Here is a 24227-nt window from a genome sequence, read left to right as displayed (position 1 = left end):
GGCTATGGAATGGAATTGAGCAATGCGGTGCTGGCCGCGGCCCTGGGGGCCGCGCTGATGAATGCGGGATGGAACAGCGCCATCAAGCTGGGCGGCGACAAGATGGTCGCCATGGCGCTGACCACGGGGCTGGCCAGCCTGTGGTCGCTGCTGGTGCTGCCCTGGCTGGACTGGCGCGCGGCGGGGTTGTGGGACGCATCGGTGTGGTGGTGGCTGGCGGCCTCGGTGGCCGTGCACACCGTCTACCACTTCGTGCTGCCGCGCGCCTACCAGCATGGCGAGTTCGGCGTGGTCTACCCGGTGGCGCGGGGCAGTGCGCCGCTGTTCGTCACGCTGGGCGCGGCGCTGCTGGCCGGTGAGTGGCCGGGCGCGACCGGGCTGGCCGGCGTGCTGTGCCTGTCGCTGGGCGTGCTGGCGCTGTCGGTGCGCAGCGGCGCGGCCAGCGGTTATGGCGGCAGCGGCTATGCGCTGGCCACGGGCGCCATGATTGCCTGCTATACGGTCATCGACGGGCTGGGTGCGCGCGCATCCGGCTCCGCGCTGCTCTATGCGGCCCTGCTCACGCTGGGCGATGGCCTGGCCACGGTGCTGATCGTCGCCTGGCGGCGCGGCCCCGCCGTGCTGCGTGCCGATGCACGCACCTGGCGCCTGTGTGCCCTGGCCGCCGCCATGCAGCTGAGTGCCAGCTGGATGGCGACCTGGGCGCTGTCGCAGGCGCCCATGGGGCTGGTGTCTGCGCTGCGTGAAAGCAGCGTGCTGTTTGCGGGCTGGATTGCCGCCTGGCTGATGCGCGAGCGCCTGGGCCGCGTGCGCATGCTGGCCTCGGCCCTGGTGTTCGGCGGCATCGTGCTGGTGCGCTGGGGCGGTTGAGCCGCCCGGCGCCAACGTCCGCTGCGTGCTCAGCCGTGGCTGATGCGCGTGCCCAGGAGCGTCAGGAACTGGGCGATCCAGGCCGGGTGTGCGGGCCAGGCGGGGGCGCTGACCAGGTTGCCTTCGGTATGCGCCTGGTCCACGCCGATGTCGGCATAGGTGCCGCCGGCCAGTTCGACCTCGGCACGGCAGGCCGGGTAGGCCGAGCAGGTGCGGCCCTTGAGCACGCCGGCTCCGGCCAGCAGCTGGGCGCCATGGCAGACGGCGGCCACGGGCTTGTTGTTGTCGAAGAAGTGGCGCACGGCGGCGCGCACGGCGTCGTAGTTGCGCAGGTATTCGGGGCCGCGTCCGCCGGGGATCACCAGGGCGTCGTACTGCTCGGGCTTGATGTCGGCGAAGCTGGCGTTGAGCGTGAAGTTGTGGCCGGGCTTTTCGCTGTAGGTCTGCGCGCCCTCGAAATCATGGATGGCCGTCTTGATGTGTTCCCCGGCCTTCTTGTCGGGGCAGACCGCATGCACCGTGTGTCCCACGGCCTGCAGGGCCTGGAAGGGGACCATGGTTTCGTAGTCCTCGCAGTAGTCGCCACAGATCATCAGAATCTTCTTGCCAGCCATGTGCTTGCTCCTTCAGAAAAAGTCAGAGGAAGCGAACATTGTGGCAGTGTCGGTGACGCAGGCATGACCGGCTGCAAAAAAGCAGGCCCGCAACCAAAAAGAGAGCCGAAGCTCTCTTTTGCGGGGGAAGGCGCGCGGGGCCGGGATATGGCGGGCCGTCAGGCCGTCAGGCGCTGCAGGGCTTCGCGGTACTTGGCGGCCGTCTTCTCGGTCACTTCCTGGGGCAGGCGCGGGGCCGGAGCCTTCTTGTCCCAGGGCTTGCCGTTGACCTGGGCCTGCTCCAGCCAGTCGCGCACGAACTGCTTGTCGTAGCTGGGCGGGTTCTCGCCATTGGCCAGGGCCTGGGCATAGCCCTCCACGGGCCAGTAGCGCGAGCTGTCGGGCGTGAGGACTTCGTCCATCAGCACCAGTTCGCCGTTCTCGTCCAGGCCGAATTCGAACTTGGTGTCGGCAATGATCATGCCCTTTTCGAGGGCGATGGCCGCAGCTTCTTTGTAGATGCGGATGGCCGTATCGCGGATCTGGGAGGCCAGCTTCTCGCCGACCATCTCCACCGTGCGCTCGTAGGTGATGTTCTCGTCATGGTCGCCCATCTCGGCCTTGGCGGCCGGGGTGTAGATGGGCTCGGGCAGCTTGGCGGCGTTGGTCAGGCCTTCGGGCAGGGGCACGCCGCAGACCGAGCGCGATTCCTGGTATTCCTTCCAGCCGCTGCCGGCCAGGTAGCCGCGCACCACGGCCTCGATCAGCACGGGCTTGAGGCGCTTGACCAGCATGGAGCGGCCCGTGACCTGGGGCACTTCGGCGGGCGTGACCACGGACTCGGGCGCTTCGCCGGTCAGGTGGTTGGGGCAGATGTGGCCGAGCTTGTCGAACCAGAACAGCGCCATTTGCGTCAGCAGCTCGCCCTTGCCGGGGATGGGCTCGCCCATGATCACGTCGAAGGCCGACAGGCGGTCCGAGGCCACCATCAGGATGCGGTCATCACCCACGGCATAGTTGTCGCGCACCTTGCCGCGCGCGAGCAGCGGCAGCGAGGCAATGTTGGAAGTGTGCAGGGCGGAGGGGCGGGACTGGGTGGTCATGTGAGGCAAGGGGCAATCTGGCAAAGAGGCTGCAGCGGCCGGATGGCTGCAAGCGGCACGCGCAGGAGCGCGATTCTAACCAACGGCGCCTCACGGTGACGGGCGGCCCGTGGCAAGCCCCACCCCAGGGGCGCAGCCTGGCAAACCCGCCGATTGTGCGCCCAATTGCATGGCGCGCAAAACCCGCCTCCAAGGCCCTGCACCGTCCTGCGCTATCGGCTTGCGGCGTTGCTTTTGGGCAGACCCCGGCGCATAGTGGATTCGCAAGCAAACGAATGCGCATTCCGGCCTGCAAGCACCTGTCCCTGCGGATCGTCTCCCTGTGGACCGGGCTGTTTTCATCCAGAGCAAGGAGTGTTTAGATATGAATCTGACGATTAGTGGGCATCACCTGGAGGTCACTCCCTCGCTGCGCAGTTACGTCATGGCCAAGCTCGAACGCATTCTTCGACACTTTGACCAGGTGGTGGATGTAAAGGTCTTGCTGACCGTTCATAACCAAAAGGAGAAGGAAAAGCGCCAACGTGCCGGTTGCACGCTGCGCGTCAAGGGCCAGGATCTTTTTGTCGAGACCTCTCACTTCGATCTCTACGCCGCCGTCGATGCGCTGGCTGACAAGCTGGACCGCGTGGTGGTGCGCTACAAGACCCGCCAGCAGGGCAGCCGCTATGGTTCGGCCAAGCGACTCGATGATGCTGGGCTGACCTTGGCGTCAGTCGGGTGACAGGTAAGGCGCCTGCCCTGTGCGGGCGCTTACAATACCTGCGCTTATGTGGCTGATGAGCCACGCACGACCACCGCCCTTCGGGGCGGTTTTTGATGGGGGTCAGGGTTTCCCCACGGTTTCCGGCACTGCGGTGCATAATTGTTTCCCGAACCATGAACCGTCTTGCCTCCATCCTGCCCGCCGCTCAAGTGCTCGTGAGCGTCGACGTCACCAGCAAAAAGCGCGCTTTCGAAGAAGCAGGTCTGCTCTTCGAGAGCCTGCATGGCCTGTCCCGCGCACTCATCACCGACAGCCTGTTTGCACGCGAACGCCTGGGCTCGACGGGGCTCGGCCACGGCGTGGCCATTCCCCATGGGCGCATCAAGGGCCTGACCGCTCCCATGGCGGCCGTGTTCCAACTGGACAATCCCATTGGTTTCGATGCTCCCGATGAGCAGCCCGTGGGCCTGCTGATCTTTCTGCTGGTGCCCGAAGCGGCCACCCAGAAGCATCTGGAAATCCTGTCCGAAATCGCCGAGCTTCTCAGCGACAGCCAGCTGCGCGAGCGCCTGAAGTCCTGCGCCGATGCGGCCCGGCTGCATGGAATGATTGCCGGCTGGCAGTCCTCCGCTGCGCCCCTGGTCTAGTCTTCCAGACTTTTTCCTTCCCCTTTTCACGGGCCTTGCCATGAGACCCAGTGCCATCAGCGCCGATGTCCTGTTCGAGGAGTTCCGCTCCAGCCTGCGCTGGGAGTGGGTGGCGGGCCTGGGAGCCTCGGAGCGCCGTTTCGACGAGATGGCCGTGCGCTCGGCGCGCTCCGGCGCGGACCTCGTCGGCTACCTGAACTACATCCATCCCTACCGGCTGCAGGTGCTGGGCGAGCGCGAGATCGCCTATCTGAGCAATGCCACGCCGCAGGACTGCCAGCGCCGCGTGGCACGCATCGTCACGCTGGAGCCGCCCGTGCTGGTGCTGGCCGACGGGCAGACGGCGCCCGAGGCGCTGCTGTCCATGTGCGAGCGCGCCCACATTCCCATGTTCTCCACGCGCGAGCAGTCGGCCTTCGTGATCGATGTGCTGCGCGCCTACCTGGCCAAGCATTTCGCCGACCGCACCACCATGCACGGCGTGTTCATGGACATCCTGGGCATGGGTGTGCTGATCACTGGCGAGTCGGGCCTGGGCAAGAGCGAGCTGGGACTGGAACTGGTGACGCGCGGCAACGGCCTGGTGGCCGATGACGCGGTGGACCTGTACCGCATCAACCAGACCACGATCGAGGGCAAGTGCCCCGAGCTGCTGCAGAACCTGCTGGAGGTGCGCGGCATCGGCCTGCTCGATATCCGCGCCATCTTTGGCGAGACGGCCGTGCGCCGCAAGATGCGCCTCAAGCTCATCGTGCACCTGGTGCGCAAGGAGACCATGGAGCGCGAGTACGAGCGCCTGCCGGCCGAGCCGCTGACGCAGGATGTGCTCGGCGTACCCGTGCGCAAGGTGGTGATCCAGGTGGTGGCGGGCCGCAACATCGCCGTGCTGGTCGAGGCCGCCGTGCGCAATGCCATCTTGCAGCTGCGCGGCATCGACACCTACCAGGAATTCGTGCAGCGCCACCGCCGCGCCATGGAGCGCGGCGACACCTTCTAGCGGCCGCTGGCGTCGCCGAGGCCGGGCCGCCTGTTGCCTGGCCCCCACTGTTTTCAACGCGATTGTTTGCTGGCCGTGCGCCCATGTTTGCGCGCGGTGCGTTGTTGTTGCTTTCTTAATAAGAATAATTCTCATTTTCTATAATTCGGGCAGATGCCGTATCCGGCCTGTGCCCGAGTGTGTCCGAGTGGCTCCGGGCTGGATGCGGCGCATTTCCTTCCGTCTCGAAAGCCCTCCCGGATGTCTTCCCGTACCCGCATCGGCCTGCCGCGCGCAGGCGCCGTCAGCCCCTTCACCCCTGTTTGCACCCCTGTTTGCACGCTCCACCGCCTGGGCACCATCGCCCGTGTCTGCGCCATGGTGGCTGCCGCGGCGCTGCCCGCCGGCGCCTGGGCCGCTGACGCCGAGCTGGGCGAGGTCACGGTGCGCGGCACCACCGATCCCCAGACCCTTCCCACAGTGGCCCCGGGCGGCCAGGTGGCCAAGGGTGCGGGCCTGGGCGTGCTGGGCCAGCGCGATGTGATGGACACGCCGTTCAACATCACCTCCTACACGGCCGAAGGCATTGCCAACCAGAACGCGGCCACGCTGATGTCGGTGCTGGAAAACGATCCTTCGGTGCGCTTCACCACCAACACCGGCCATGCCTACGAGAACTTCACCATCCGCGGCCTGGGGGTGAATGCCTCGGAGCTGGGCTTCAACGGCCTGTATGGCCTGGCGCCCGACGGCCACGTGCCCGTCGAGATGATCGAGCGCGTGGAGGTGCTCAAGGGCCCCGGTGCGCTGATGAGCGGCATGACGCCCGGCGGCGCCGTGGGCGGCACCATCAACCTGGTGACCAAGCGCCCGCTGGCCCAGGATCTCACGCGCGTGACCACCATGTTCAGCAGCGGCTCGCAGCTGGGCCTGCAGGCCGATGTCTCGCGCCGCTTCGGCCCCGAGCGCCGCCTGGGCATACGCGTCAACGGCAGCACCTCGAGCGGCGACACCGAGATCGACGGCCAGAACCGCCGCCATGGCCTGGGCGCGCTGGCGCTGGACTACCAGGGCGACGGATTCACGCTCGGCCTGGATGCCTACAGCTACCGCTCCACCATCCGCGATGGCAGCCCGATGATGGTCAGCATGCAGAACCTCAAGCAGGTCATCGCGGCGCCCGACGCCACGACCAACCTGTTCCCCGGCATACACGCCAAGCAGCAAAGCGATGCGCTGATGCTGCGCGGCTCGGTGGACCTGGGCGCGGACTGGACGCTGTTCGGCTCCGCAGGCACGGCGCAGCATGCCTACGACGGCATGCTCAACGGCACGCGCGTGGTGCTGCGCGCCCAGGGCGACGGCTCGGCCGTGGGCCAGACCTACAACCAGTACGGCTATACCGACAGCACCGCGGCCGAATTCGGCGTGCGCGGGCGCCTGCGCACGGGCGGCGTGAACCACCTGCTGGTGGCCTCCCTGAACTGGATGAACCAGAAGGGCGGGCGCGCGGCCGTGGCCACCAGCGCCAGCTACATCACCAACATCTACAACCCCGCGCCCATCACGCTGGCCGGCCCCTACGGAGCCATCAAGCAGGAGCGCGACGATGTGCTCAGCAGCCTGGCCCTGGCCGACACGCTGAGCTGGGGCGGCGATGCCGTGCAACTGACCGTGGGCGCACGCCTGCAGCGCGTGAACCAGAAGATGGCGGGCTACAACGAGCAGGCCGTCTCGCCCGCGCTGGGCCTGGTGGTCAAGCCCTGGGGCGATGCGGTCTCGCTGTATGCCAACCATGTGCAGGGCCTGAGCGCGGGCTCCATCGTCGGCGCCACCTATGCCAATGCCGGCGAAGTGTTCGCGCCCTACAAGACCAAGCAGTTCGAGATCGGCGCCAAGTGGCGCACGGGTGATTTCACGCAGACGGTCTCGCTGTTCCAGATCGAGCGGCCCTCGTCCGTGGTGGAGACCGCGACCAACCGCCTGCTGATGGATGGCGAGCAGCGCAACCGGGGCCTGGAGTGGAATGTCTTCGGCGAGCCGCTGCGCGGCACGCGCGTGCTGGGCGGCCTGGCCTACACCCAGGCCATCCAGAGCAAGACCCAGGGCGGCGCGCGCGATGGCTTCGGCGTCTACGGCGTGCCGCGCTGGACGGCCAACCTGGGCGGCGAATGGGACGTGCCCGCGCTGCCGGGCGCCACGCTCACCGGCCGGCTGATCTATACGGGCGCGCAATGGGTGAATTCGGCCAACACGCTGAAGATGCCCAGCTGGACCCGCGTGGACGTGGGCGCGCGCTATGCCACCCGCATCGCGGCCAAACCCGTCACCTTCCGCGCCACGGTGGAGAACCTGTTCGACAAGTCCTACTGGGCCGGCAGCTTCAACGACAACTTCGCCACCACGGGCGGCCCGCGCACGGTGCGTGTCTCGGCTACGGTGGACTTCTGACGCCATGGCGCAAGCTGCACGACAAGGCCTGTGCCTGGCCGCCTCGCTGCTGTGCCTGCTGGGCGCAGCCGTCCATGCCGGTGAAGACATGACGGCAGCCGCATCGCGGCAGGCCCTGGCCGCACGGCCGGGCACGCTGGCGCCGGGCCAGGCGGCCACAGGGGTCCTGGCTGCCGGTGGGCGCGAGTCCTGGCGCGTCGATCTGCCCGCCGGCCACGTGGTCCAGGGTGAATTCGAAGGGCAGGGCGTGGCCCTGGACCTGGAGGATGCCCAGGGCCGGCACCTGCGCCGCCTGGCGCGGCCCGATGGCGGTGCGCAGTCGCTGATGTGGGTCACGGAGGGGGCCGGCAGGCAAAGGCTGGTGGCGCGCCACATCGCAACGGACGCGCTGATGGCCGGCGAGGTGAAATCCGCAACCGGCCGCTTTGCGCTGCGGTTGACCTCCAGTCTTGCGCCGTTGGGCGCCAAGTCTGTGCAGGCCCTGGAGCTGCCTGCACTGGAAAGCCCACGCCTGCAGGCCCTGGCCCAGGCCATCCAGCGCGGCGCGGGTTCGGGCGTGGCGGCAGACGCCTTCTGGCGGCGCGTGCAGGAGGAGGGCACGCCGATGGTGGAGCCGCTGCCCGGCGGCCAGTCCCTGGTCACCTTCCTGTGGCGTGGCCAGCCGCGCGCCGGCATGCAGGGGGTTCGCCTGTTCGGCAGCCCGGCCGGCAATCACGATCCCTTGCAGCACCTCGACGGCAGCGATGTCTGGTGGGCCAGCTTCCGCATGGCCGACAACGCGCGGCTCAGTTACCGCCTGGCGCCCGATGTGCCGCTGATCGCAGGCTCGGCCATGGAGCAGCGCCGCGCCCTGCTGGCCACGGCGCAGCGCGATCCGCTCAATCCCAAGGTGTTTCCGCAGCCCCCCGAGGGCGGCTTCCTCGACGCCTTCCAGGGCGCCTCCGTGCTGGAGCTGCCCAAGGCGCCGCCCCAGCCCTGGGTGGCGCCGCGCGCGGGCGTGGCCCAGGGGGCGCTGGTGCAGCACCGCCTGTCCAGCCGGGTGCTGGGCAACACCCGCGATGTCTGGACCTACCGCCCGGCGGGCGGCCAGGCGCCCGAGGCGCTTCTGGTGCTGTTCGACGGCAACGCCTATGCGAAGCAGGTGTCCACGCCCACCCTCATCGACAACCTCATGGCCGACGGCCTGATCCCGCCCACGGCCGTGGTGCTGGTGGACAACGCCAGCCCGCAGGCGCGCGGCAGGGAGTTGCCGCCCAACACCGCCTTCGCACGCTTTCTGGATGAGGAGCTGATGCCCTGGGTGGGGGAGCAGGGCCTGGGCCAGCCTGCGGCGCGCACGGTGATCGGTGGCTCCAGCTTTGGCGGCCTGGCCTCGGCCTATGCGGGCCTGGTCAATGCGCGCTGGTTCGGCAACGTGCTGAGCATGTCGGGATCGTTCTGGTGGTCGCCGGCCGGCGAGGTGCCGGGCTGGGTGCAGCGCCGCTATGCCCAGGAGCCGCGCCAGCCCGTGCGCTTTTATCTGGATGCGGGCCGCTACGAGCGCGCACGCGGCGGGCAGGACGGCATCCTGGAAACCAACCGCCACCTGGCCGATGTGCTGCGCGCCAAGGGCTACGAAGTCACCCAGGCCGAGCACGAGACCAGCCATGACTACCTGCAGTGGCAGGGCTCGCTGGCCTGCGGCCTGGTGGCCCTGCTCAACCCTGGGCGCTTCGCCCAGGGCCTGCCGGCCTGCGAGCGCATGCCGGACGGCACGCCGGCACTTCCCTGATGCCGCAAAGGCCAATGTTTGAACTTCCTGGCAATACAGCAATCACTGTAGAGATGAACACCATGAATGCAAATCATTCCCGTCGCCGGATCCTGGCGAAGATGGGCCAGGGCCTGGGCGTGCTGGTCACGCTGCCGCTGGCGGCGCAGATGTCCCATGCCCAGACGGCAGCGGCTGGCAAGACCGTGACCGTGCCGCATGCCAAGGGCGAGATCCAGGTGCCCTTCAAGCCCGTGCGCGTGCTGGTGTTCGAGCTGGCGGCGCTGGACACGCTGCAGGCGCTGGGCGGCGAGGTGCGGGGAGTGCCCGAGTTCAAGATGCCGCCGCTGCTGGCCCGCTATGCCGATGCGAAATACGCACGCATCGGCAGCCTGTTCGAGCCTGACTACGAATCCATCAAGGCGCTGTCGCCCGACCTCATCATCGTGGGCGGCCGCTCCGAGGCCAAGTACAAGGAGCTGTCGCGCTTCGCCCCCGTGCTGGACCTCAGTGTCAGCGACCAGCACCAGATGGCCGACATCTACCGCAACATCCGCACGCTGGGCGCCGTCTACGGCCTGCAGGACAAGGCCGAGGCCGAGGTCCGGTCCGTGGAGCAGGCCATCGCCGCACTGCATGGCAAGGCGCAGGACGCCGGCAAGGGGCTGGTGCTGCTGACCTCGGGCGGCAAGCTCAGTGCCTATGGGTCGGGTTCGCGCTTCGGCATGCTGCACGATGTGTTCGGCGTGAAGCCGGCCATCGACAACCTGACGGTGGCGCGCCATGGGCAGGTGGTCTCCTTCGAGTTCCTGCTCAAGACCAATCCCGACTGGCTGTTCGTCATCGACCGCGACGTGGCCATCGGCCAGGATGGCAAGACCGCCCAGCAACTGTTGGACAACCCGCTGGTGCGTGCCACCAAGGCCTGGCGCGGCAAGCAGGTGGTCTATCTGAACGCAGCCAACTGGTACACCCTGTCCAACGCCGGGCCGGGCGCGCTGAAGGCCAATATCCAGCAACTGTCGGATGCCTTCACCCGCACATGACCTCAAAGCGTTGAGCCCGCCTGTCGCCACCGCGCACGCCGCGCCCATGTCACGCCCATCGCGCCAGGCCCTTGCCTGGCTTTTCGCGCTGGGCCTGTTGCTGGCGCTGTCGCTGGCCAGCCTGATGGTGGGCGCCGGCGACATGCACTGGAGCGTGCTGTGGTCGCGCAGCGAGGACGACCTGGCCAGCCAGGTGCTGGTGTACAGCCGCGTGCCGCGCACGCTGGCCCTGGTGCTGGCCGGCGCATCGATGGCGGTCTGCGGACTGCTCATGCAGATGCTGGCGCGCAACCATTTCGTGGAGCCTTCCACCGTGGGCACGGTGGAGTCGGCCAGCCTGGGCATGCTGGCCGCGTTCCTCTGGGTGCCGCATTGGCCGGTGATGGCCAAGATGGGGATTTCGGCCGTGGCGGCGCTGCTGGGCACGGCGCTGTTCCTGGCCGTGCTCTCGCGCATCCGGCTGCGTTCGTCGTGGATGGTGCCCCTGGTCGGCCTGGTGCTGGCCGGCGTGCTGGAGGCAGCCGCCAGCTTTCTGGCGCTGCAGTTCGACATGATGCAGGCGCTCAAGTCCTGGTCCAACGGCGATTTCTCGCTGGTGGTCCAAGGCCGCTACGAGTTGCTGTGGCTGTCGCTGGGCGTCACGGCCCTGGCCTGCCTGGCGGCCGACCGCTTCACCGTGGCGGGCCTGGGCGAGAGCTTTGCCACCAACCTGGGCCTGAACTACCGGCGCCTGGTGTGGCAGGGGCTGGTGGTGGTGGCCGTGGCCACCTCGGCCGTGGTGGTCACGGCCGGCAACCTGCCCTTTGTGGGCTTGATCGTGCCCAACGTGGTGCGCCTGGTTCTGGGCGACAACGTGCGCCGCAGCGTGCTGTGGGTGGCGCTGATCGGCGCGGGCCTGACCGTGCTGTGCGACCTGGTCGGGCGGCTGCTGATCGCTCCCTATGAAATCCCCGTGGGCACCGTGCTGGGCGTGCTGGGCAGTGCCCTGTTCCTGGCGCTGATCCTGCGCCGCCGCAAGGACCGTGCATGAGCAGCCTGCCGCAATCCGTTGCTTCCGATGGGCCTGCAGCGCGCAGCTGGGGCCATGGCGCGCGCCTGGCGCTGCTGGGCGCGCTGGCCCTGCTGTGCCTGCTGGCCTTCATGACCGTGGGCGTCAAGACCGACTGGGCCTTCGTGCTGGAGCACCGGGGCGCCAAGGTGCTGACCATGGCGCTGGTGGCCTGTGCCATCGGCCTGTCCACCGTGGTGTTCCAGACCGTGTCGCACAACACCATCCTCACGCCTTCCGTCATGGGGCTGGATGCGCTGTACCTGTTCGTGCAGGCGTCCATGGTGCTGATGCTGGGCGCGGCGGGCGTGTCCGCCATGGGCGAGGTCGGGCGCTATGCGCTCAACATCGTGCTGATGATGGGCTTCAGCGTGCTGCTGATGCGCTGGCTGTTCGTGGGCCATGCCAGCAGCCTGCACCTGATGCTGCTGGTGGGCATGGTGGGAGGCATCTTCTTTCGCAGCCTGGCCGGGCTGGCCATGCGCGTGCTCGATCCCAATGAGTTCACGGCGCTGCAGGACCGCATGTTCGCCAATTTCAACGCGGTGAACCTGCAGCTGCTGCTGCCGTCGCTGCTGCTGATCGCCCTGGGCAGCGCCTGGATCTGGCGCCAGCGCCGCGTGCTGGACGTGATCTCGCTGGGGCGCGATGCCGCCGTCAGCCTGGGCCTGGACTACGAGGGCCGCGTGCTGCGGCTGCTCGCCGTGGTGGCCTGCATGGTGGCCGTGTCCACGGCCCTGGTCGGCCCGGTGATCTTCTTCGGCCTGCTGGTCAGCAACATGGCCTATCACGCCATGGGCACGCGCCGCCATGCCTGGGTGCTGCCTGCGGCCGTGCTCTGGGGCTGCGTGCTGCTCATGGGTGGGCAGGTGCTGCTGGAGCAGCTTTTTCAATTCAATACCGTGCTGAGCATCGTGGTGGAGTTCCTGGGTGGAATCGTCTTCATCGTGCTGCTCATGCGCAAGGGGACCCAATGATCGAGGTGCGTGATCTGCTCAAGCGCCATGGCGGCACGGCAGTGCTGCAGGAGCTCAATTTCGATGTGCCCGAGCGGGCGCTGACGGCCATCATCGGGCCCAACGGGGCGGGCAAGTCCACGCTGCTGTCTCTGGTCAGCCGCCTCATGCCCATCACGGCGGGCAAGGTGCGGGTGGCCGGCCTCGACGTGGCCACCACGCCCACCGAGGCGCTGGCGCGCATCATGGCCATTCTGCGCCAGGACAACCAGAGCACGCTGCGCCTGACGGTGCGCGACCTGGTGGGCTTTGGCCGCTTTCCGCACAGCAAGGGCCGGCTGGGCCCCGAAGACCTGCGCCATGTGGACGAGGCGCTGGAGTACCTGCAGCTCACGCCGCTGGCCGAGCGCTTTCTCGACGAACTTTCAGGCGGCCAGCGCCAGCGCGCCTACATCGCCATGGTGCTGTGCCAGGACACGCCCTTCATCCTGCTGGACGAGCCGCTGAACAATCTGGACATGGCCCACGCCGTCAGCATGATGGGCCTGCTGCGCCGCGCCGTCACCGAGCGTGGCAAAACCGTGGTCATGGTGTTGCATGACATCAACTTCGCCTCGTGCTACGCCGACCACATCATCGCGCTCAAGGACGGCCGCCTGGCCGTGGCGGGCACGCCGGCCGAGGTCGTGCAGGACGAGGTCCTCAGCAGCCTCTACGGCATCCCCGTCAGCGTGCACGAGGTCAAGGGCCGCAGGCTCTGCCATTACTTTGGTTGAACATGCGGCGTTTCGGGCTTGGCGCTTGAACCTGGCGCGGCCTGAGGCGAGGGACACCAAGCAAGGGCCTAAGCCGGCCGCGCCGCCCCGCCGCGAGGGCGTCGCCGGCTGCCCGTATGCCCCCTCCCTCGCGAAGCGGGTAGAGAGGCGCCGTGCAACGGGGGGAAGGCGCGAAGCGACTCAGGGGGTGCTTTTCTTCTTCAGCAGCATGGAATCGCCATAGCTGAAGAAACGGTACTCCTGCGCAATCGCATGGCGGTACAGCGCCATCACCTGCTCGTAGCCCGCGAAGGCGCTGACCAGCATCATCAGCGTGCTCTTGGGTAGGTGGAAGTTGGTGATCAGCAGATCGACCACCTGGTACTCGAAGCCGGGCGTGATGAAGATGCGCGTGTCGCCGGAGAACTGGCCCGTCTGGGCCCAGGACTCCAGCGTGCGCACCGTGGTCGTGCCCACGGCGACGACGCGGCCGCCGCGCTGGCGGCAGCGTTCCAGCGCAGCCAGCGTGGCCAGCGGGATCTCGTACCACTCGCTGTGCATCTGGTGGTCGGCCAGGTTCTCGGTCTTCACGGGCTGGAAGGTGCCGGCGCCCACGTGCAGCGTGACGCTGGCGCGCTCTATGCCGCGCTCGGCCAGGCGGGCCAGCACGGCGTCGTCAAAGTGCAGGGCGGCCGTGGGCGCGGCCACGGCGCCGGGGCGGGCCGCGAAGACGGTCTGGTAGCGCTCGCTGTCTTCGGCGGCGTCGGGGTCGTTGCCGGTGTCCTGGTGGCGCTCGATATAGGGCGGCAGCGGCAGGTGGCCGAAGCGCTCCATCAGCTCGTGCGGCGTCTCGCCGCGCGGGCCTTCGAAGCTCAGGTGGAACAGCGGGCCGTTCTCGTCGGGCCAGCGGCCGCGCAGCACGGCGTCGAAGCCGCCGCGATTCTTGCCGCCGCACAGGTGGATGCGCGAGCCGGGCAGGGGCTTCTTGCTGACGCGCATGTGGGCCACGACATCGTTGCCTTCGAGCACGCGCTCGACCAGCAGCTCCAGCCGGCCGCCGCTGGCCTTCTCGCCGAAGATGCGTGCCTTGAGCACGCGCGTGTCGTTGAACACCAGCAGGTCGCCGGGCTGCAGCAGGTCGGGCAGCTCGTGGAAGATGCGGTCGGTGGGCGGGGTGGCATCGTCGCGGCCGTCGAGCAGGCGCGAGGCGCTGCGCTGGGCGGCAGGATGCTGGGCGATCAGGTTCTCAGGAAGCTCGAAGTCGAAATCGCTGAGCGAAAACACACGGGACAGGGAGGACATGCAGTGCTTGAGGGCCGGACATGGCCCGTTCCAAGTTCGTTGAACGGAAGTCCGCCATTGTCGCAAACCCTGGGGTCATCCCCGGAATTTCGCGGCGGTCACTTGGCCATCTGGGCCTGCGTCTGGGGCTGGCGCTCGAACTCCAGCCACAGCGTCTCCAGATCCGGGAAGTCCCAGTTCACCGGGTCCTCGCGCGCGATGATGCGGTCGTTGCCCTGGCTCTCGGACAGGTCCTCGATCTCGGGCGTGACGCGGCAGGCCTGGCGCAGCGAATAGAACACCTTGACGCGCGGCGCCAGCAGGCTGCCCGGCGAGGCATCGACCACGACGGCCAGGCGCTGCGAATGCAGGCGCACCAGCGAGCCCAGCGGATAGATGCCCACGGTCTGCACGAACTGCTCGAACAGCCGCTTGTCGAAATGGCGGGGGCTCCACTCGGCCATGCGCCGCAGCGCCTCCGAGGGCGGCCAGCCCTTCTTGTAGGGCCGGTCCGAGGTGATGGCGTCGTAGACATCGCAGATCGCCGTCATGCGCGCCAGCAGGCCGATGTCGCCCTGCTGCAGTCCGTCGGGGTAGCCGCTGCCGTCCACCTTTTCGTGGTGGTGCAGGCAGGCATCGATGACCTCGTCGTCCAGGCCCAGCGGGCGCAGCAGCTGCTCGCCATGGCGTGGGTGGGCACGCATCAGCGCCCATTCCGCATCGTCCAGCGGCCCGGGCTTGTTGAGCACGGCGACCGGGATCGCGGTCTTGCCCAGGTCGTGCATGAGACCGGCCATGCCGGCCTTGCGCAGGCTGTGGTCGTCCAGGCCCATGCGCTTGGCCAGCGCCACCATCAGCGCGCACACGGCCAGGCTGTGCATGTAGGTGTAGTCGTCGGCCGTCTTCAGCCGAGCCAGGCCGATCAGGGCGTGGGGATTGCGCGCCACGGAGGCCGTCACATCGTCCACCAGCTGCCCGGCGGCGGTGGCGTCCACGGGCCGGCCCAGCCGCGCGTCGCTGAACAGGCGGCTGAGCAATTGCTTGGCCTGCACGCAGGTCTGGGCGGCGCGGCGCAGCTCGGTGGCGGTGGAAATGGGGGCCGTGCTCTGCTCGGAGACAGGGCGGGCGCTGTCCGGGATCTGGTGGCGAAGCTCGTCCTGCGGGTCAAAGCGCAGGCAAGGCACCTGGACACCCACGTCCAGGCCCTTGCGCACGTCGATCCAGACCTCCTGGATGGAGGTGGAGCGCAGGCGCTGGAGGTCGGCCTCGGAGCGGAGCAGGAAACGGGTTCGCCAAAAAGGATGCTCCATCCAGGAGCCGCAGAACTCGTGCAGGAACATGCCCAGAGTGACATGCTGGACATTGATACGCTTCAACATGGCATTCGGTGGCGGGGTAACACTACGTAACGTCAGCGTGCATGGTAGCGGCTTCCCCAGAGACCCGGGGCCTCAAGGGTGCTTTGGGCAAGGGCATCCGGCATGAACGTGGCGTGTTGCCTACACCTGTATATTCATACACTATGCTGCATGCCCGCCTATGCCCATGCGCATGCTCTGAAACAGGATAGCCCATGCCCTTGAACGTCTCCTCTGCCTTCCCAGATCTGGGGCGCGACGCCCCCGGCGGCAAGGCCGCGCGTGCCGGCAAGGGAAAGGCCGCAGGCAAGGGCGGCAAGGCAGGAGACAAGGCAGGAGACAAGCCCGCAGCGCCCGCCAAGCCCGCAGCCAGCGCCGCGCAGAAGGCGCTGCAGAAGATGGGCCTGGTGCGCGACATCGATCTGGCACTGCACCTGCCGCTGCGCTATGAGGACGAGACGCGCATCACCGCGCTGCGCAATGCCCGCGAGGGCGATACGGTACAGATCGAGGCCACGGTGACCCACAGCGAGGTGCAACTGCGCCCGCGCCGCATGCTCAAGGTCACGGTGGACGATGGCACGGCCGAATGCGTGCTGACCTTCTTCAGCTTCTACCCCTCGCACCAGAAGACCCTGTCCGTGGGCGCGCGGCTGCGCATCCGCGGCGAGGTCAAGGGGGGCTTCTGGGGCCGGCAGATGCTGCACCCGGCGTTTCGCGCGGCGGGCGGCGACCTGCCCACGGCGCTCACGCCCGTCTATCCCACGGTGGCGGGCCTGCCCCAGGCCTACATCCGCCGCGCGGCGGTCACGGCCATGCTGCGCGCCGATCTCTCCGATACGCTGCCCCAGGGCGAGCATCCGCCCGTGGCGCAGTTCCATGGCAACGGCGGGCTGCCGCCGCTGTTCAGCCTGCGCGATGCGCTGCAGTTCCTGCACCACCCCACGCCCGATGTGGCCCTGGCCACGCTGGAAGACCATTCGCACCCGGCCTGGCAGCGCCTGAAGGCCGAGGAGCTGCTGGCCCAGCAACTGTCCCAATACGAGGCCAAGCGCGAACGCGCGCGGCTCAGGGCGCCCGTGCTGCGCGCCCAGCCCATGGACAGCGCCCAGGGCCTGGCGCGCCAGTTCCTGGACCAATTGCCCTTTGGCCTGACCGGCGCCCAGCAGCGCGTGGTGGCCGAGATCCTTGCCGACATGGAGCGCCGCATGCCCATGCACCGGCTGCTGCAGGGCGATGTGGGATCGGGCAAGACCGTGGTGGCGGCGCTGTCGGCCGTGGCCTGCATCGAGGCCGGCTGGCAGTGCGCGCTGATGGCGCCCACCGAAATCCTGGCCGAGCAGCATTTCGGCAAGCTGGTCGGTTGGCTGGAGCCGCTGCTGGCCCCGCTGGGCAAGCGCGTGGCCTGGCTGGCCGGCGCGCAGAAGAAGAAGGAACGCACCGCCATGCTGGAGCTGGTCCACAGCGGCGAGGCGGCCCTGGTCGTGGGCACGCACGCCGTCATCCAGGACCAGGTGCAGTTCAAGAACCTGGCGCTGGCCGTCATCGACGAGCAGCACCGCTTCGGCGTGGCCCAGCGGCTGGCGCTGCGCCAGAAGCTCGCGGCCTCGGGCATGGAGCCCCATCTGCTGATGATGAGCGCCACGCCCATCCCGCGCACCCTGGCCATGAGCTACTACGCCGACCTGGATGTGTCCACCATCGACGAGCTGCCGCCGGGCCGCACGCCCATCGTCACCAAGCTCATTGCCGACAGCCGCAAGGACGAGGTCATCGAGCGCATAGGCGCCCAGGTCGCGGAAGGGCGACAGGTCTACTGGGTCTGCCCGCTGATCGAGGAAAGCGAGGCGCTGGACCTGTCCAACGCCACGGCCACCCATGCCTATCTGAGCGAGATGCTGCCCGGCGTCATGGTCGGCCTGCTGCACTCGCGCATGCCCACGGCCGAGAAGAAGGCCGTGATGGAGCTGTTCTCCGCCGGGGTCATGGGCGTGCTGGTCTCCACCACGGTGATCGAAGTGGGCGTGGACGTGCCCAACGCCTCGCTCATGGTCATCGAGCATGCGGAGCGCTTCGGCCTGTCGCAGCTGCACCAGCTGCGCGGGCGCGTGGGGCGGGGGGCGGCGGCCTCGGCCTGCGTGCTGCTGTATTCGGTGGGAGACAGTGGGCGCCTGGGCGAGACGGCCAAGGACCGGCTGCGTGCCATGGCCGAGACCAACGACGGCTTCGAGATCGCGCGGCGCGACCTGGAGATCCGCGGCCCCGGCGAATTCCTGGGCGCGCGCCAGTCCGGCGCTCCCATGCTGCGCTTCGCCGACCTGGAGCAGGACCTGATGCTGCTTGACTGGGCCCGCGAGCTGGCGCCGCGCATGCTGGAGCAGCACCCGCAACTGGCCCAGCGCCATGTGGGCCGCTGGCTGGGCGGCAAGGCCGAATTCCTCAAGGCCTGATCGGCCCGTTCCATTCCTGCCGGGTGGTTGTGTTACGTATTTTTACGTGTCCGGGTGCTGCCTGGCAGCGGCATCTTCCGCAGGCCTGCAGCCCGCACCAGACATGGTTTCCACGCGCGTTGTAGCCATCGAAATGGAGCGCTTCATGCCGTCCTGGCGGTGACAGCGCCGTCCCGTTACGGCATTGAATATTTGTGACCTTTTGGTACATTGAGTCACAAAAAACAGGGTAGCTCCATCCGGGAGGGGATGGCCTGCCAAGCCTCCCCCACGGGGAGGACGGCCGCGATCACTCTTGTGTTGTCCCATTTTTCTGCGAATGAGGAGCTGCCAACATGAATGAAGCCGTTCAAGCGAATGAGATCGTCGAGACCTCCTGGCGCATGGGCCTGGTGGTCCTGTCGTATGGCATTGCCGTATTGGGCTCCTTCGTGGCCCTGACTGCGGCGCAGCGCATCCGGGGACGCGAGGGCATCAGCTGGCTGAACCTGCTGGCGGCGGGCACGGCGCTGGGCGGCATCGGCGTGTGGTCCATGCATTTCACGGGCATGCTGGCGCTGAACCTGGGCATGGGTTCGGGCTACTCCATGGTCGAAACCCTGCTGTCCCTGTGCGCCGCCGTTGCCGCCACCTCGGTGGCGCTGGCCTTTGTCGCGCGGCGGCCCGAAAGCGGGGCGCGCGTGCTGGGCGCGGGCACCCTGCTGGGCCTGGGCGTGGCCTTCATGCATTACCTGGGCATGTATGGCATGCGCTTTCCGGGCTTCATCGTCTGGTCCGTTCCCACCGTGCTGCTGTCCGTGGGCATCGCCGTGGCCGCGGCCAGCGCCGCGCTGTGGCTGTCGTTTCGCACCAGCTCGCCGGGCATGCGTGCGCTGGCCGCCGCCGTTATGGGCGCGGCGGTCTGTTCCATGCATTACACCGGCATGGCCGCAGCGGACTTCGTATGCATTTCAGAGACACAGCGTTATGCTAGGCCGCAAGGCTTTGCCGTGATCAGCGCCCTGGACCTTCCGGTCTTTACCGTGATCGTGGCCATAGGCCTGGCTGCATTGATAGGCATGGACCAGCTCATGCAGCAACGCGACCGGATGCGCCGGCCGTTGCACTAGGTGGATAAATACAAAAAGCCGGCGGGTCGGGGAGCGCGCAGTGGTCATGCGCGGACGAGGACTGGCACAATCGAATTAGGACAAATCCTAGAACCTGTGCAGGAACTTTTGAGGGGAGCACCCCGGCAAGCCGGCCGCAAGGCCTGATTGCACAAAGGTTCCGGCACAGGTTCTTGGTGTAAGACCATCGTATTTTCCGAGGCTCCCTCCCAGACACAGCTCGCCAATGACACTTACCGAACTCAAATACATCGTGGCCGTGGCACGTGAAAAGCATTTTGGCCGCGCCGCCGAAGCCTGTTATGTGTCCCAGCCCACGTTGTCCGTGGCGATCAAGAAGCTGGAGGAGGAGCTCGATGTCAAGCTCTTCGAGCGCAGTGCCGGCGAAGTGTCGGTCACGTCGCTGGGCGAGGAGATCATCCGTCAGGCGCAAAGCGTGCTGGAGCAGGCCGCCGAGATCAAGGAAATCGCCAAGCGCGGCAAGGACCCGCTGTCCGGCGTGCTCACCCTGGGTGTGATCTACACCATCGGCCCCTACCTGCTGCCGGACCTGGTGCGCAACTCCATCATGCGCACGCCGCAGATGCCGCTGATGCTGCAGGAGAACTACACCATCAAGCTGCTGGAGATGCTGCGCACCGGCGAGATCGACTGCGCCATCGTCGCCGAGCCCTTCCCCGACACCGGCCTGGCGCTGGCGCCGCTGTACGACGAGCCCTTCATGGCCGCCGTTCCCAGCACCCATGCGCTGGCCCAGAAGGACCATGTCTCCACCAGCGATCTCAAGAACGAGACCATGCTGCTGCTGGGCTCGGGCCACTGCTTCCGCGACCATGTGCTCCAGGTCTGCCCCGAGTTCGCACGCTATGCCAGCAATGCCGAAGGCATTCGCCGCACCTTCGAAGGCTCGTCGCTGGAGACCATCAAGCACATGGTGGCCGCCGGCATGGGCGTGACCCTGGTGCCGCGCCTGTCCGTGCCCGCCGATGCGCTGGAGACCACGGCGCGCCGCCGCAAGACCGACGAGCCGCACATCCGCTACCTGCCCATCCTCGAGGACGACGGCTCGGCCCCGCCGACACGCCGCGTGGTCCTGGCCTGGCGCCGCAGCTTCACGCGCTACGAGGCCATCGCCGCCCTGCGCAACGCCGTCTACGCCTGCGCCTTGCCCGGCGTCAAACGCCTGTCCTGATGACCGCACCGGCGCGCGAGTCGGGCCTGTGGGGCCGCCGCGCTTGCGTTATCGTTGCAACTGGCTCCCGGGCGACCTGCCGGGAGCATCTTCCGTTTGTACGAAGCTGAAAGGGATCCCATGGCCAAAAATGCCAGCAAAGACAAGTCCGGTGCAAAGAAGCCAGAGGCCGTGCAGGCCGACAAGGCGGACAAGGCAGTGCAGCCTGCAAAGGCCGCACTGGCCGACGTGGCACCGGCGTCCGTGCGCTCCTCCGCCATCCATATCGGCATCAGCGACAAGGACCGCGCGGCCATCGCCAAGGGCCTGTCGGCCCTGCTGGCCGACACCTACACGCTGTATCTGACCACGCACAATTTCCACTGGAACGTCACCGGCCCGATGTTCAACACGCTGCACACCATGTTCATGGGGCAGTACACGGAGCTGTGGAACGCCGTCGACCCCATCGCCGAGCGCATCCGTGCGCTGGGCCATTTCGCGCCGGGCTCCTATGCCGACTTCGGCAAGCTCACCAGCCTGGCCGACGTGCCCCACGACCCGCCCAAGGCCCTGGAGATGGTGCGCATCCTGGTCGCCGGCCACGAGGCCGTGGCCCGCACGGCGCGCAGCCTGTTCCCCCTGGCCGACAAGGCCAGCGACGAACCCACGGCCGACCTGCTGACCCAGCGCCTGACCGTGCACGAGCAGACCGCCTGGATGCTGCGCGCCCTGCTCGAAGACTGATGCTGCGCAAACCCCAGTCTTCCCGCGTACCCACCCTGGCCCGGGAGTGATGCCACCGCATGCTCTGGACCTGGATTGACGCACACGCCGCCACGGGCGGCCTGTGCCTGGTACTGGCCGCCCTGGGCGGCCTTTTTTTCTATCTGCGCCTGCCTGCCACGGCCCGGCTGCGCCACGCAGGCCTGCCCATGCCGCGGGCCGCATGGCTGGGCCTGGCTGCCGCCGGCGTGCTGGCCTTGCTGGCACTGGCCGTGATGGTGCGCGACATGCTGGGCCTGGCCCAGCCCGCAGGCTGCGCCACCTGCACCGACTGGCCGGTGCTCGACGAGGCCCTGCACCTGTGGCTGGCCGGCCATGCCACCGATGCCTGGGTGCGCCCCGTGGTCGCCTTCACCCAACTGGGCAATGTGGCCTGGATGGTGTCGCTGTCGGCCGCCGTGCTGGCGCTGCTGCTGTGGCGGCGCGACTGGCTGCATGCGGCCGCCTGGGTGGTGGCCACGGCTGGCGTGGGCCTGTGGATACGCGCCATCAAGACCAGCGTGGGCCGTCCGCGCCCCGTGGGTGGCTGGGTGCCTGAAGGCGGCTTCAGTTTCCCCAGCGGCCACAGTGCGGGCACCTTCGTGCTCTATCTGATGCTGGCCTGGCTGCTGCTGCCGTACCTGCGCCCGGCCTGGCGCTGGCCCGTGGGCCTGGCGGCCCTGGCTGTCGCCCTGGGCGTGGGCGCCAGCCGCGTGGTGCTGCGCGTGCACTATGCCAGCGATGTGCTGGCCGGCTGGCTGCTGGGCCTGGCCTGGATGGCGCTGGTGATCTGTGCCGTGGAGTGGGCGCAAACCCGCGTTGCCGGCAGGCGCTGCTGAGGCGCGCCGCCGAGCCCGCCCGTCCAGCGGCGACAATGCGGGCATTTTCGAATGTGATGCGTGCGATGGTCGGCCCACGGCCGCCATCGGCGCCCAGACGCCATGCCCACCACCTCCTCTACGCCCATGCCTGCGCCCCGGCGCAGCAAACTGTCGCTCTATCTGGACCTGGTCCGCTTCAACCGGCCGGCCGGCTGGCTGGTCCTGGTCTGGCCCACGCTGGCCGCACTGTGGGTGGCAGCGGGCGGGTTTCCGGGCTGGCATCTGCTGGTGGTCTTCGTGCTGGGCACGGTGCTGATGCGCAGCGCCGGCTGCTGCATCAACGACATTGCCGACCGCGACTTCGACCGCCACGTCAAGCGCACCACGCAGCGGCCCATCACCTCGGGACTGGTCTCGGTCAAGGAGGCCGCCCTGCTGGGCGCAGCCCTGGCCCTGGTCTCGCTGGGCCTGGTGCTGAGCACGCGCTGGGAGGCCGTGGCCTGGTCCGTGCCCGCCGTGTTGTTCACCATCCTCTACCCGTTCACCAAGCGCTTCTTCGCCATGCCCCAGGCCTTCCTGGGCATTGCCTTCAACTTCGGCATCGTCATCGCCTTCGCCGCCGTGCAGGGCCAGGTGCCGGCCACGGCCTGGATTCTGTGGCTCGCCAACATGTTCCTGGTGCTGGCCTATGACACCGAATACGCCATGGTGGACCGCGACGACGACCTCAGGATCGGCATGAAGACCTCGGCCATCACCCTGGGCCGCTTCGACGTGGCGGCTGTCATGGGCTTTTTCGCGCTCTGCGGCCTGCTCACTATCTGGGCGCTGGCGCCCTATGGCCTGGCCTGGCCTTTCTGGCTGGGCCTGGCCGTGGCCGCGGCCCAGGTGATCTGGCACTTCACCCTGATCCGCCACCGCACGCGCGAGGGCTGCTTCGTCGCCTTCAGCAAGAGCCACTGGATCGGTGCCGCCCTGTTCGCAGGCGTGGCGCTGGGATTTGCCTTGCGCTGAAGACGCCACGCCGCCGCAGTGCGTGCGCACCGAAGCCTGCCGCCATAGCACCCAGCAGCGCCAGCGGCCAGGCGCCGAGTGCGGGAATGGGCGCCGGAGCGGGCTGCGGCACGGGTGGAGTCACAGGTGGGTCTACAGGTGGATCCACAGGAGGATCTACGGGTGGATCTACAGGAGGATCTACAGGAGGATCTACGGGGAGCGGCAGGGTAGGCGGCACCACCGCAGTCAGCGCGATGTCCTGCGCCACCTCGGTGGCCGGCATCCACCGCGCATCGCCGGGCTGGCTGGCGGTCACCGTGCAGATGCCTTCGCCCGCCATCGTGACCCTGTTGCCCGAGACCGTGCAGATGCCTGGGGTCGTGCTGGCGTATTCCACCGGCAGGCCGGAACTGGCCGTGGCGGGCGGGTCGATTGCAAAGATCGTTCCCGCCTCGAAGGACCGGCTGGCCTGTGCCGGGAAGCGGATGGCCTGGGCTCTGCGGATGCGGACATCGGCGCTTGCGTCGGCGGGCAGCCAGTGGGCATTGCCCGCCTGGCGGGCCACCAGGGTGCAGATGCCGCCATCGATCATCGTGACCGTGGTGCCCGAGACGGTGCAGACGGCCGGGGTGGCGCTGCCGTAGTCCACCGGCAGGCCGGAGCTGGCCATGGCGGGAGGGTCTATGGTGAAGGTGGAGCCAGGGCTGCCGAGGACCTGGCTGGCCTGTGGCGCAAAGGTGATGGTCTGGGGGGAGACGGCGCGCAGGTCGGCGGACAGGCGTGTGATGAAGCCTATGACGCCGCTGCTGTTGGTCCCTGGCTGCGCCCCGCCTGCCGCGCCCGGGAAATTCCGCGAGTACGTCAACCCGCCCACGAGCACCTCGCCCGAGGGGGCTATGGCCAGCGTACTGATGGCTTCCATGTCGGTGCCGCCCAGATAGGTGCTCTGTTCCAGGGTTCGCAGGCTGGCGGACAGGCGTGCGATGAAGCCATCGTAGAACCCGCCATTGATAACTGACTGGGCGCCGCCCGCCGTGCCGGGGAAGTGGATGGCATCGGTATAGCCTCCCGCCAGCACGTCCCCCGAGGGAGCGATGGTCAGGGCTTGGACAACGTTGTAGCCTGCGCCACCCAGATAGGTGCTCTGCGCCAGGGTCCGCAGGTCGGCGGACAGGCGTGCGACGAACCCGTCATTGCCCCCGCCAGCGGCGACCGGCTGGGCGCCGCCCGCCGTGCCGGGGAACTGGGTGGAGCTGGTACTGCCTGCCACCAACACCTCGCCCGTGGGTGCAATGGCCATGGCATAGAGGTCTTCAAATTGCGAGCCGCCCAGGTAGGTGCTCTGCTCCAGGGTGCGCAGGTCGGCGGACAGGCG

The 24227-nt window shown here is 68.1% G+C and carries 21 protein-coding genes; 16 read left to right on the top strand and 5 right to left on the bottom strand.

All coding sequences use genetic code 11. The features are described from left to right. Positions 1-9 precede the first annotated feature (9 nt). On the top strand, positions 10-870 hold the full coding sequence (locus tag IAE24_RS24810; protein WP_012202929.1) for a DMT family transporter: 861 nt from the start codon (positions 10-12) through the stop codon (positions 868-870). 29 nt (positions 871-899) lie between these two features. On the opposite strand, the gene IAE24_RS24805 is transcribed toward IAE24_RS24810, so the two are convergent. Together IAE24_RS24805 and IAE24_RS24800 are read right to left on the bottom strand one after the other, a co-directional pair. Continuing rightward, on the bottom strand, positions 900-1484 hold the full coding sequence (locus tag IAE24_RS24805; RefSeq protein ID WP_012202930.1) for a DJ-1/PfpI family protein: 585 nt from the start codon (positions 1482-1484) through the stop codon (positions 900-902). Positions 1485-1642: 158 nt separating this feature from the next. Continuing rightward, entirely contained in the window at positions 1643-2566 is a 924-nt protein-coding gene (locus tag IAE24_RS24800) for a phosphoribosylaminoimidazolesuccinocarboxamide synthase (protein WP_012202931.1), read from the bottom strand. A gap of 364 nt (positions 2567-2930) precedes the next feature. On the opposite strand from IAE24_RS24800, the gene hpf reads away from it, so the two are divergent. The 9 genes from hpf (at position 2931) to IAE24_RS24755 (ending at position 12922) form a co-directional block, all read left to right on the top strand. Beyond that, a complete protein-coding gene (gene hpf / locus IAE24_RS24795; RefSeq protein WP_012202932.1) occupies positions 2931-3290 on the top strand; it encodes a ribosome hibernation-promoting factor, HPF/YfiA family in 360 nt (119 codons plus the stop codon). A gap of 155 nt (positions 3291-3445) precedes the next feature. Continuing rightward, positions 3446-3919 (top strand): PTS sugar transporter subunit IIA, encoded by a 474-nt coding sequence (locus IAE24_RS24790; RefSeq protein ID WP_013804474.1) that lies wholly within the window; start codon positions 3446-3448, stop codon positions 3917-3919. 40 nt (positions 3920-3959) lie between these two features. Beyond that, positions 3960-4916, top strand: coding sequence for an HPr(Ser) kinase/phosphatase (gene hprK / locus IAE24_RS24785; protein ID WP_012202934.1), 957 nt, complete (start codon positions 3960-3962; stop codon positions 4914-4916). A gap of 240 nt (positions 4917-5156) precedes the next feature. Then, entirely contained in the window at positions 5157-7346 is a 2190-nt protein-coding gene (locus IAE24_RS24780) for a TonB-dependent receptor (protein WP_065345960.1), read from the top strand. A gap of 4 nt (positions 7347-7350) precedes the next feature. Further along, positions 7351-9117, top strand: a complete 1767-nt coding sequence (locus IAE24_RS24775) for an enterochelin esterase domain-containing protein (RefSeq protein ID WP_199961922.1) — start codon at positions 7351-7353, stop codon at positions 9115-9117. Between the two features lie 14 nt (positions 9118-9131). After that, positions 9132-10142 (top strand): siderophore ABC transporter substrate-binding protein, encoded by a 1011-nt coding sequence (locus IAE24_RS24770; RefSeq protein ID WP_199961921.1) that lies wholly within the window; start codon positions 9132-9134, stop codon positions 10140-10142. 46 nt (positions 10143-10188) lie between these two features. After that, positions 10189-11172 (top strand): ABC transporter permease, encoded by a 984-nt coding sequence (locus IAE24_RS24765; RefSeq protein ID WP_199961920.1) that lies wholly within the window; start codon positions 10189-10191, stop codon positions 11170-11172. After that, positions 11169-12167, top strand: a complete 999-nt coding sequence (locus tag IAE24_RS24760; protein ID WP_012202939.1) for an iron chelate uptake ABC transporter family permease subunit — start codon at positions 11169-11171, stop codon at positions 12165-12167. Before IAE24_RS24765 ends, IAE24_RS24760 begins: the two co-directional genes overlap by 4 nt. Continuing rightward, positions 12164-12922, top strand: coding sequence for an iron ABC transporter ATP-binding protein (locus IAE24_RS24755; RefSeq protein ID WP_013804468.1), 759 nt, complete (start codon positions 12164-12166; stop codon positions 12920-12922). Before IAE24_RS24760 ends, IAE24_RS24755 begins: the two co-directional genes overlap by 4 nt. Positions 12923-13102: 180 nt before the next feature. On the opposite strand, the gene queA is transcribed toward IAE24_RS24755, so the two are convergent. Both queA and IAE24_RS24745 read right to left on the bottom strand, forming a co-directional pair. Next, on the bottom strand, positions 13103-14203 hold the full coding sequence (queA, locus tag IAE24_RS24750; RefSeq protein ID WP_034389929.1) for a tRNA preQ1(34) S-adenosylmethionine ribosyltransferase-isomerase QueA: 1101 nt from the start codon (positions 14201-14203) through the stop codon (positions 13103-13105). Between the two features lie 98 nt (positions 14204-14301). After that, positions 14302-15561, bottom strand: a complete 1260-nt coding sequence (locus IAE24_RS24745; protein ID WP_097204019.1) for an HD-GYP domain-containing protein — start codon at positions 15559-15561, stop codon at positions 14302-14304. 194 nt (positions 15562-15755) lie between these two features. Between IAE24_RS24745 and recG the strand changes: the two genes are divergently transcribed. The 6 genes from recG (at position 15756) to ubiA (ending at position 22870) form a co-directional block, all read left to right on the top strand. Then, positions 15756-17990, top strand: coding sequence for an ATP-dependent DNA helicase RecG (gene recG / locus IAE24_RS24740; protein ID WP_180318251.1), 2235 nt, complete (start codon positions 15756-15758; stop codon positions 17988-17990). A gap of 335 nt (positions 17991-18325) precedes the next feature. Next, positions 18326-19099, top strand: coding sequence for an MHYT domain-containing protein (locus tag IAE24_RS24735; protein ID WP_013804464.1), 774 nt, complete (start codon positions 18326-18328; stop codon positions 19097-19099). A 226-nt stretch (positions 19100-19325) separates the two neighbouring features. Continuing rightward, positions 19326-20291: a LysR substrate-binding domain-containing protein gene (locus tag IAE24_RS24730; RefSeq protein WP_013804463.1), complete on the top strand. Its 966-nt coding sequence runs from the start codon at positions 19326-19328 to the stop codon at positions 20289-20291. A gap of 120 nt (positions 20292-20411) precedes the next feature. Then, complete coding sequence (locus IAE24_RS24725; protein WP_043822499.1) at positions 20412-21017, top strand: Dps family protein; 606 nt, start codon at positions 20412-20414, stop codon at positions 21015-21017. A gap of 59 nt (positions 21018-21076) precedes the next feature. Next, the gene (locus tag IAE24_RS24720; protein WP_012202947.1) at positions 21077-21874 is read left to right on the top strand and encodes a phosphatase PAP2 family protein; all 798 of its coding nucleotides are present in this window, start codon (positions 21077-21079) and stop codon (positions 21872-21874) included. A gap of 126 nt (positions 21875-22000) precedes the next feature. Further along, positions 22001-22870, top strand: coding sequence for a 4-hydroxybenzoate octaprenyltransferase (gene ubiA / locus IAE24_RS24715; protein WP_199961934.1), 870 nt, complete (start codon positions 22001-22003; stop codon positions 22868-22870). Here the strand turns inward: ubiA and IAE24_RS24710 are convergent. Then, positions 22803-24227: IPTL-CTERM sorting domain-containing protein (locus IAE24_RS24710; protein WP_200016395.1), on the bottom strand; the 1425-nt coding region annotated here is incomplete at its 5' end. The genes ubiA and IAE24_RS24710 overlap by 68 nt on opposite strands.

Origin of the sequence: Delftia sp. S65 (assembly GCF_016516495.1) — a bacterium.
GTDB classification, from domain to species: domain Bacteria; phylum Pseudomonadota; class Gammaproteobacteria; order Burkholderiales; family Burkholderiaceae_C; genus Comamonas; species Comamonas acidovorans.
The sequence above is the reverse complement of the archived record's forward strand: the minus strand, read 5'-3'. Positions and strand labels throughout refer to the sequence as shown.

Bases quoted from the DNA above. Each gene is read 5' to 3' on its own strand.
- IAE24_RS24810 (WP_012202929.1), top strand. From the start codon at position 10: ATGGAATTGAGCAATGCGGTGCTGGCCGCGGCCCTGGGGGCCGCGCTG.
- IAE24_RS24755 (WP_013804468.1), top strand. From the start codon at position 12,164: ATGATCGAGGTGCGTGATCTGCTCAAGCGCCATGGCGGCACGGCAGTG.
- hpf (WP_012202932.1), top strand. From the start codon at position 2,931: ATGAATCTGACGATTAGTGGGCATCACCTGGAGGTCACTCCCTCGCTG.
- ubiA (WP_199961934.1), top strand. From the start codon at position 22,001: ATGCCTGCGCCCCGGCGCAGCAAACTGTCGCTCTATCTGGACCTGGTC.
- queA (WP_034389929.1), bottom strand. From the start codon at position 14,203: ATGTCCTCCCTGTCCCGTGTGTTTTCGCTCAGCGATTTCGACTTCGAG.
- IAE24_RS24790 (WP_013804474.1), top strand. From the start codon at position 3,446: ATGAACCGTCTTGCCTCCATCCTGCCCGCCGCTCAAGTGCTCGTGAGC.
- IAE24_RS24800 (WP_012202931.1), bottom strand. From the start codon at position 2,566: ATGACCACCCAGTCCCGCCCCTCCGCCCTGCACACTTCCAACATTGCC.
- IAE24_RS24735 (WP_013804464.1), top strand. From the start codon at position 18,326: ATGAATGAAGCCGTTCAAGCGAATGAGATCGTCGAGACCTCCTGGCGC.
- hprK (WP_012202934.1), top strand. From the start codon at position 3,960: ATGAGACCCAGTGCCATCAGCGCCGATGTCCTGTTCGAGGAGTTCCGC.
- IAE24_RS24765 (WP_199961920.1), top strand. From the start codon at position 10,189: ATGTCACGCCCATCGCGCCAGGCCCTTGCCTGGCTTTTCGCGCTGGGC.
- IAE24_RS24775 (WP_199961922.1), top strand. From the start codon at position 7,351: ATGGCGCAAGCTGCACGACAAGGCCTGTGCCTGGCCGCCTCGCTGCTG.
- IAE24_RS24725 (WP_043822499.1), top strand. From the start codon at position 20,412: ATGGCCAAAAATGCCAGCAAAGACAAGTCCGGTGCAAAGAAGCCAGAG.
- IAE24_RS24805 (WP_012202930.1), bottom strand. From the start codon at position 1,484: ATGGCTGGCAAGAAGATTCTGATGATCTGTGGCGACTACTGCGAGGAC.
- IAE24_RS24730 (WP_013804463.1), top strand. From the start codon at position 19,326: ATGACACTTACCGAACTCAAATACATCGTGGCCGTGGCACGTGAAAAG.
- IAE24_RS24745 (WP_097204019.1), bottom strand. From the start codon at position 15,561: ATGTTGAAGCGTATCAATGTCCAGCATGTCACTCTGGGCATGTTCCTG.
- IAE24_RS24720 (WP_012202947.1), top strand. From the start codon at position 21,077: ATGCTCTGGACCTGGATTGACGCACACGCCGCCACGGGCGGCCTGTGC.
- IAE24_RS24780 (WP_065345960.1), top strand. From the start codon at position 5,157: ATGTCTTCCCGTACCCGCATCGGCCTGCCGCGCGCAGGCGCCGTCAGC.
- IAE24_RS24760 (WP_012202939.1), top strand. From the start codon at position 11,169: ATGAGCAGCCTGCCGCAATCCGTTGCTTCCGATGGGCCTGCAGCGCGC.
- IAE24_RS24770 (WP_199961921.1), top strand. From the start codon at position 9,132: ATGTTTGAACTTCCTGGCAATACAGCAATCACTGTAGAGATGAACACC.
- recG (WP_180318251.1), top strand. From the start codon at position 15,756: ATGCCCTTGAACGTCTCCTCTGCCTTCCCAGATCTGGGGCGCGACGCC.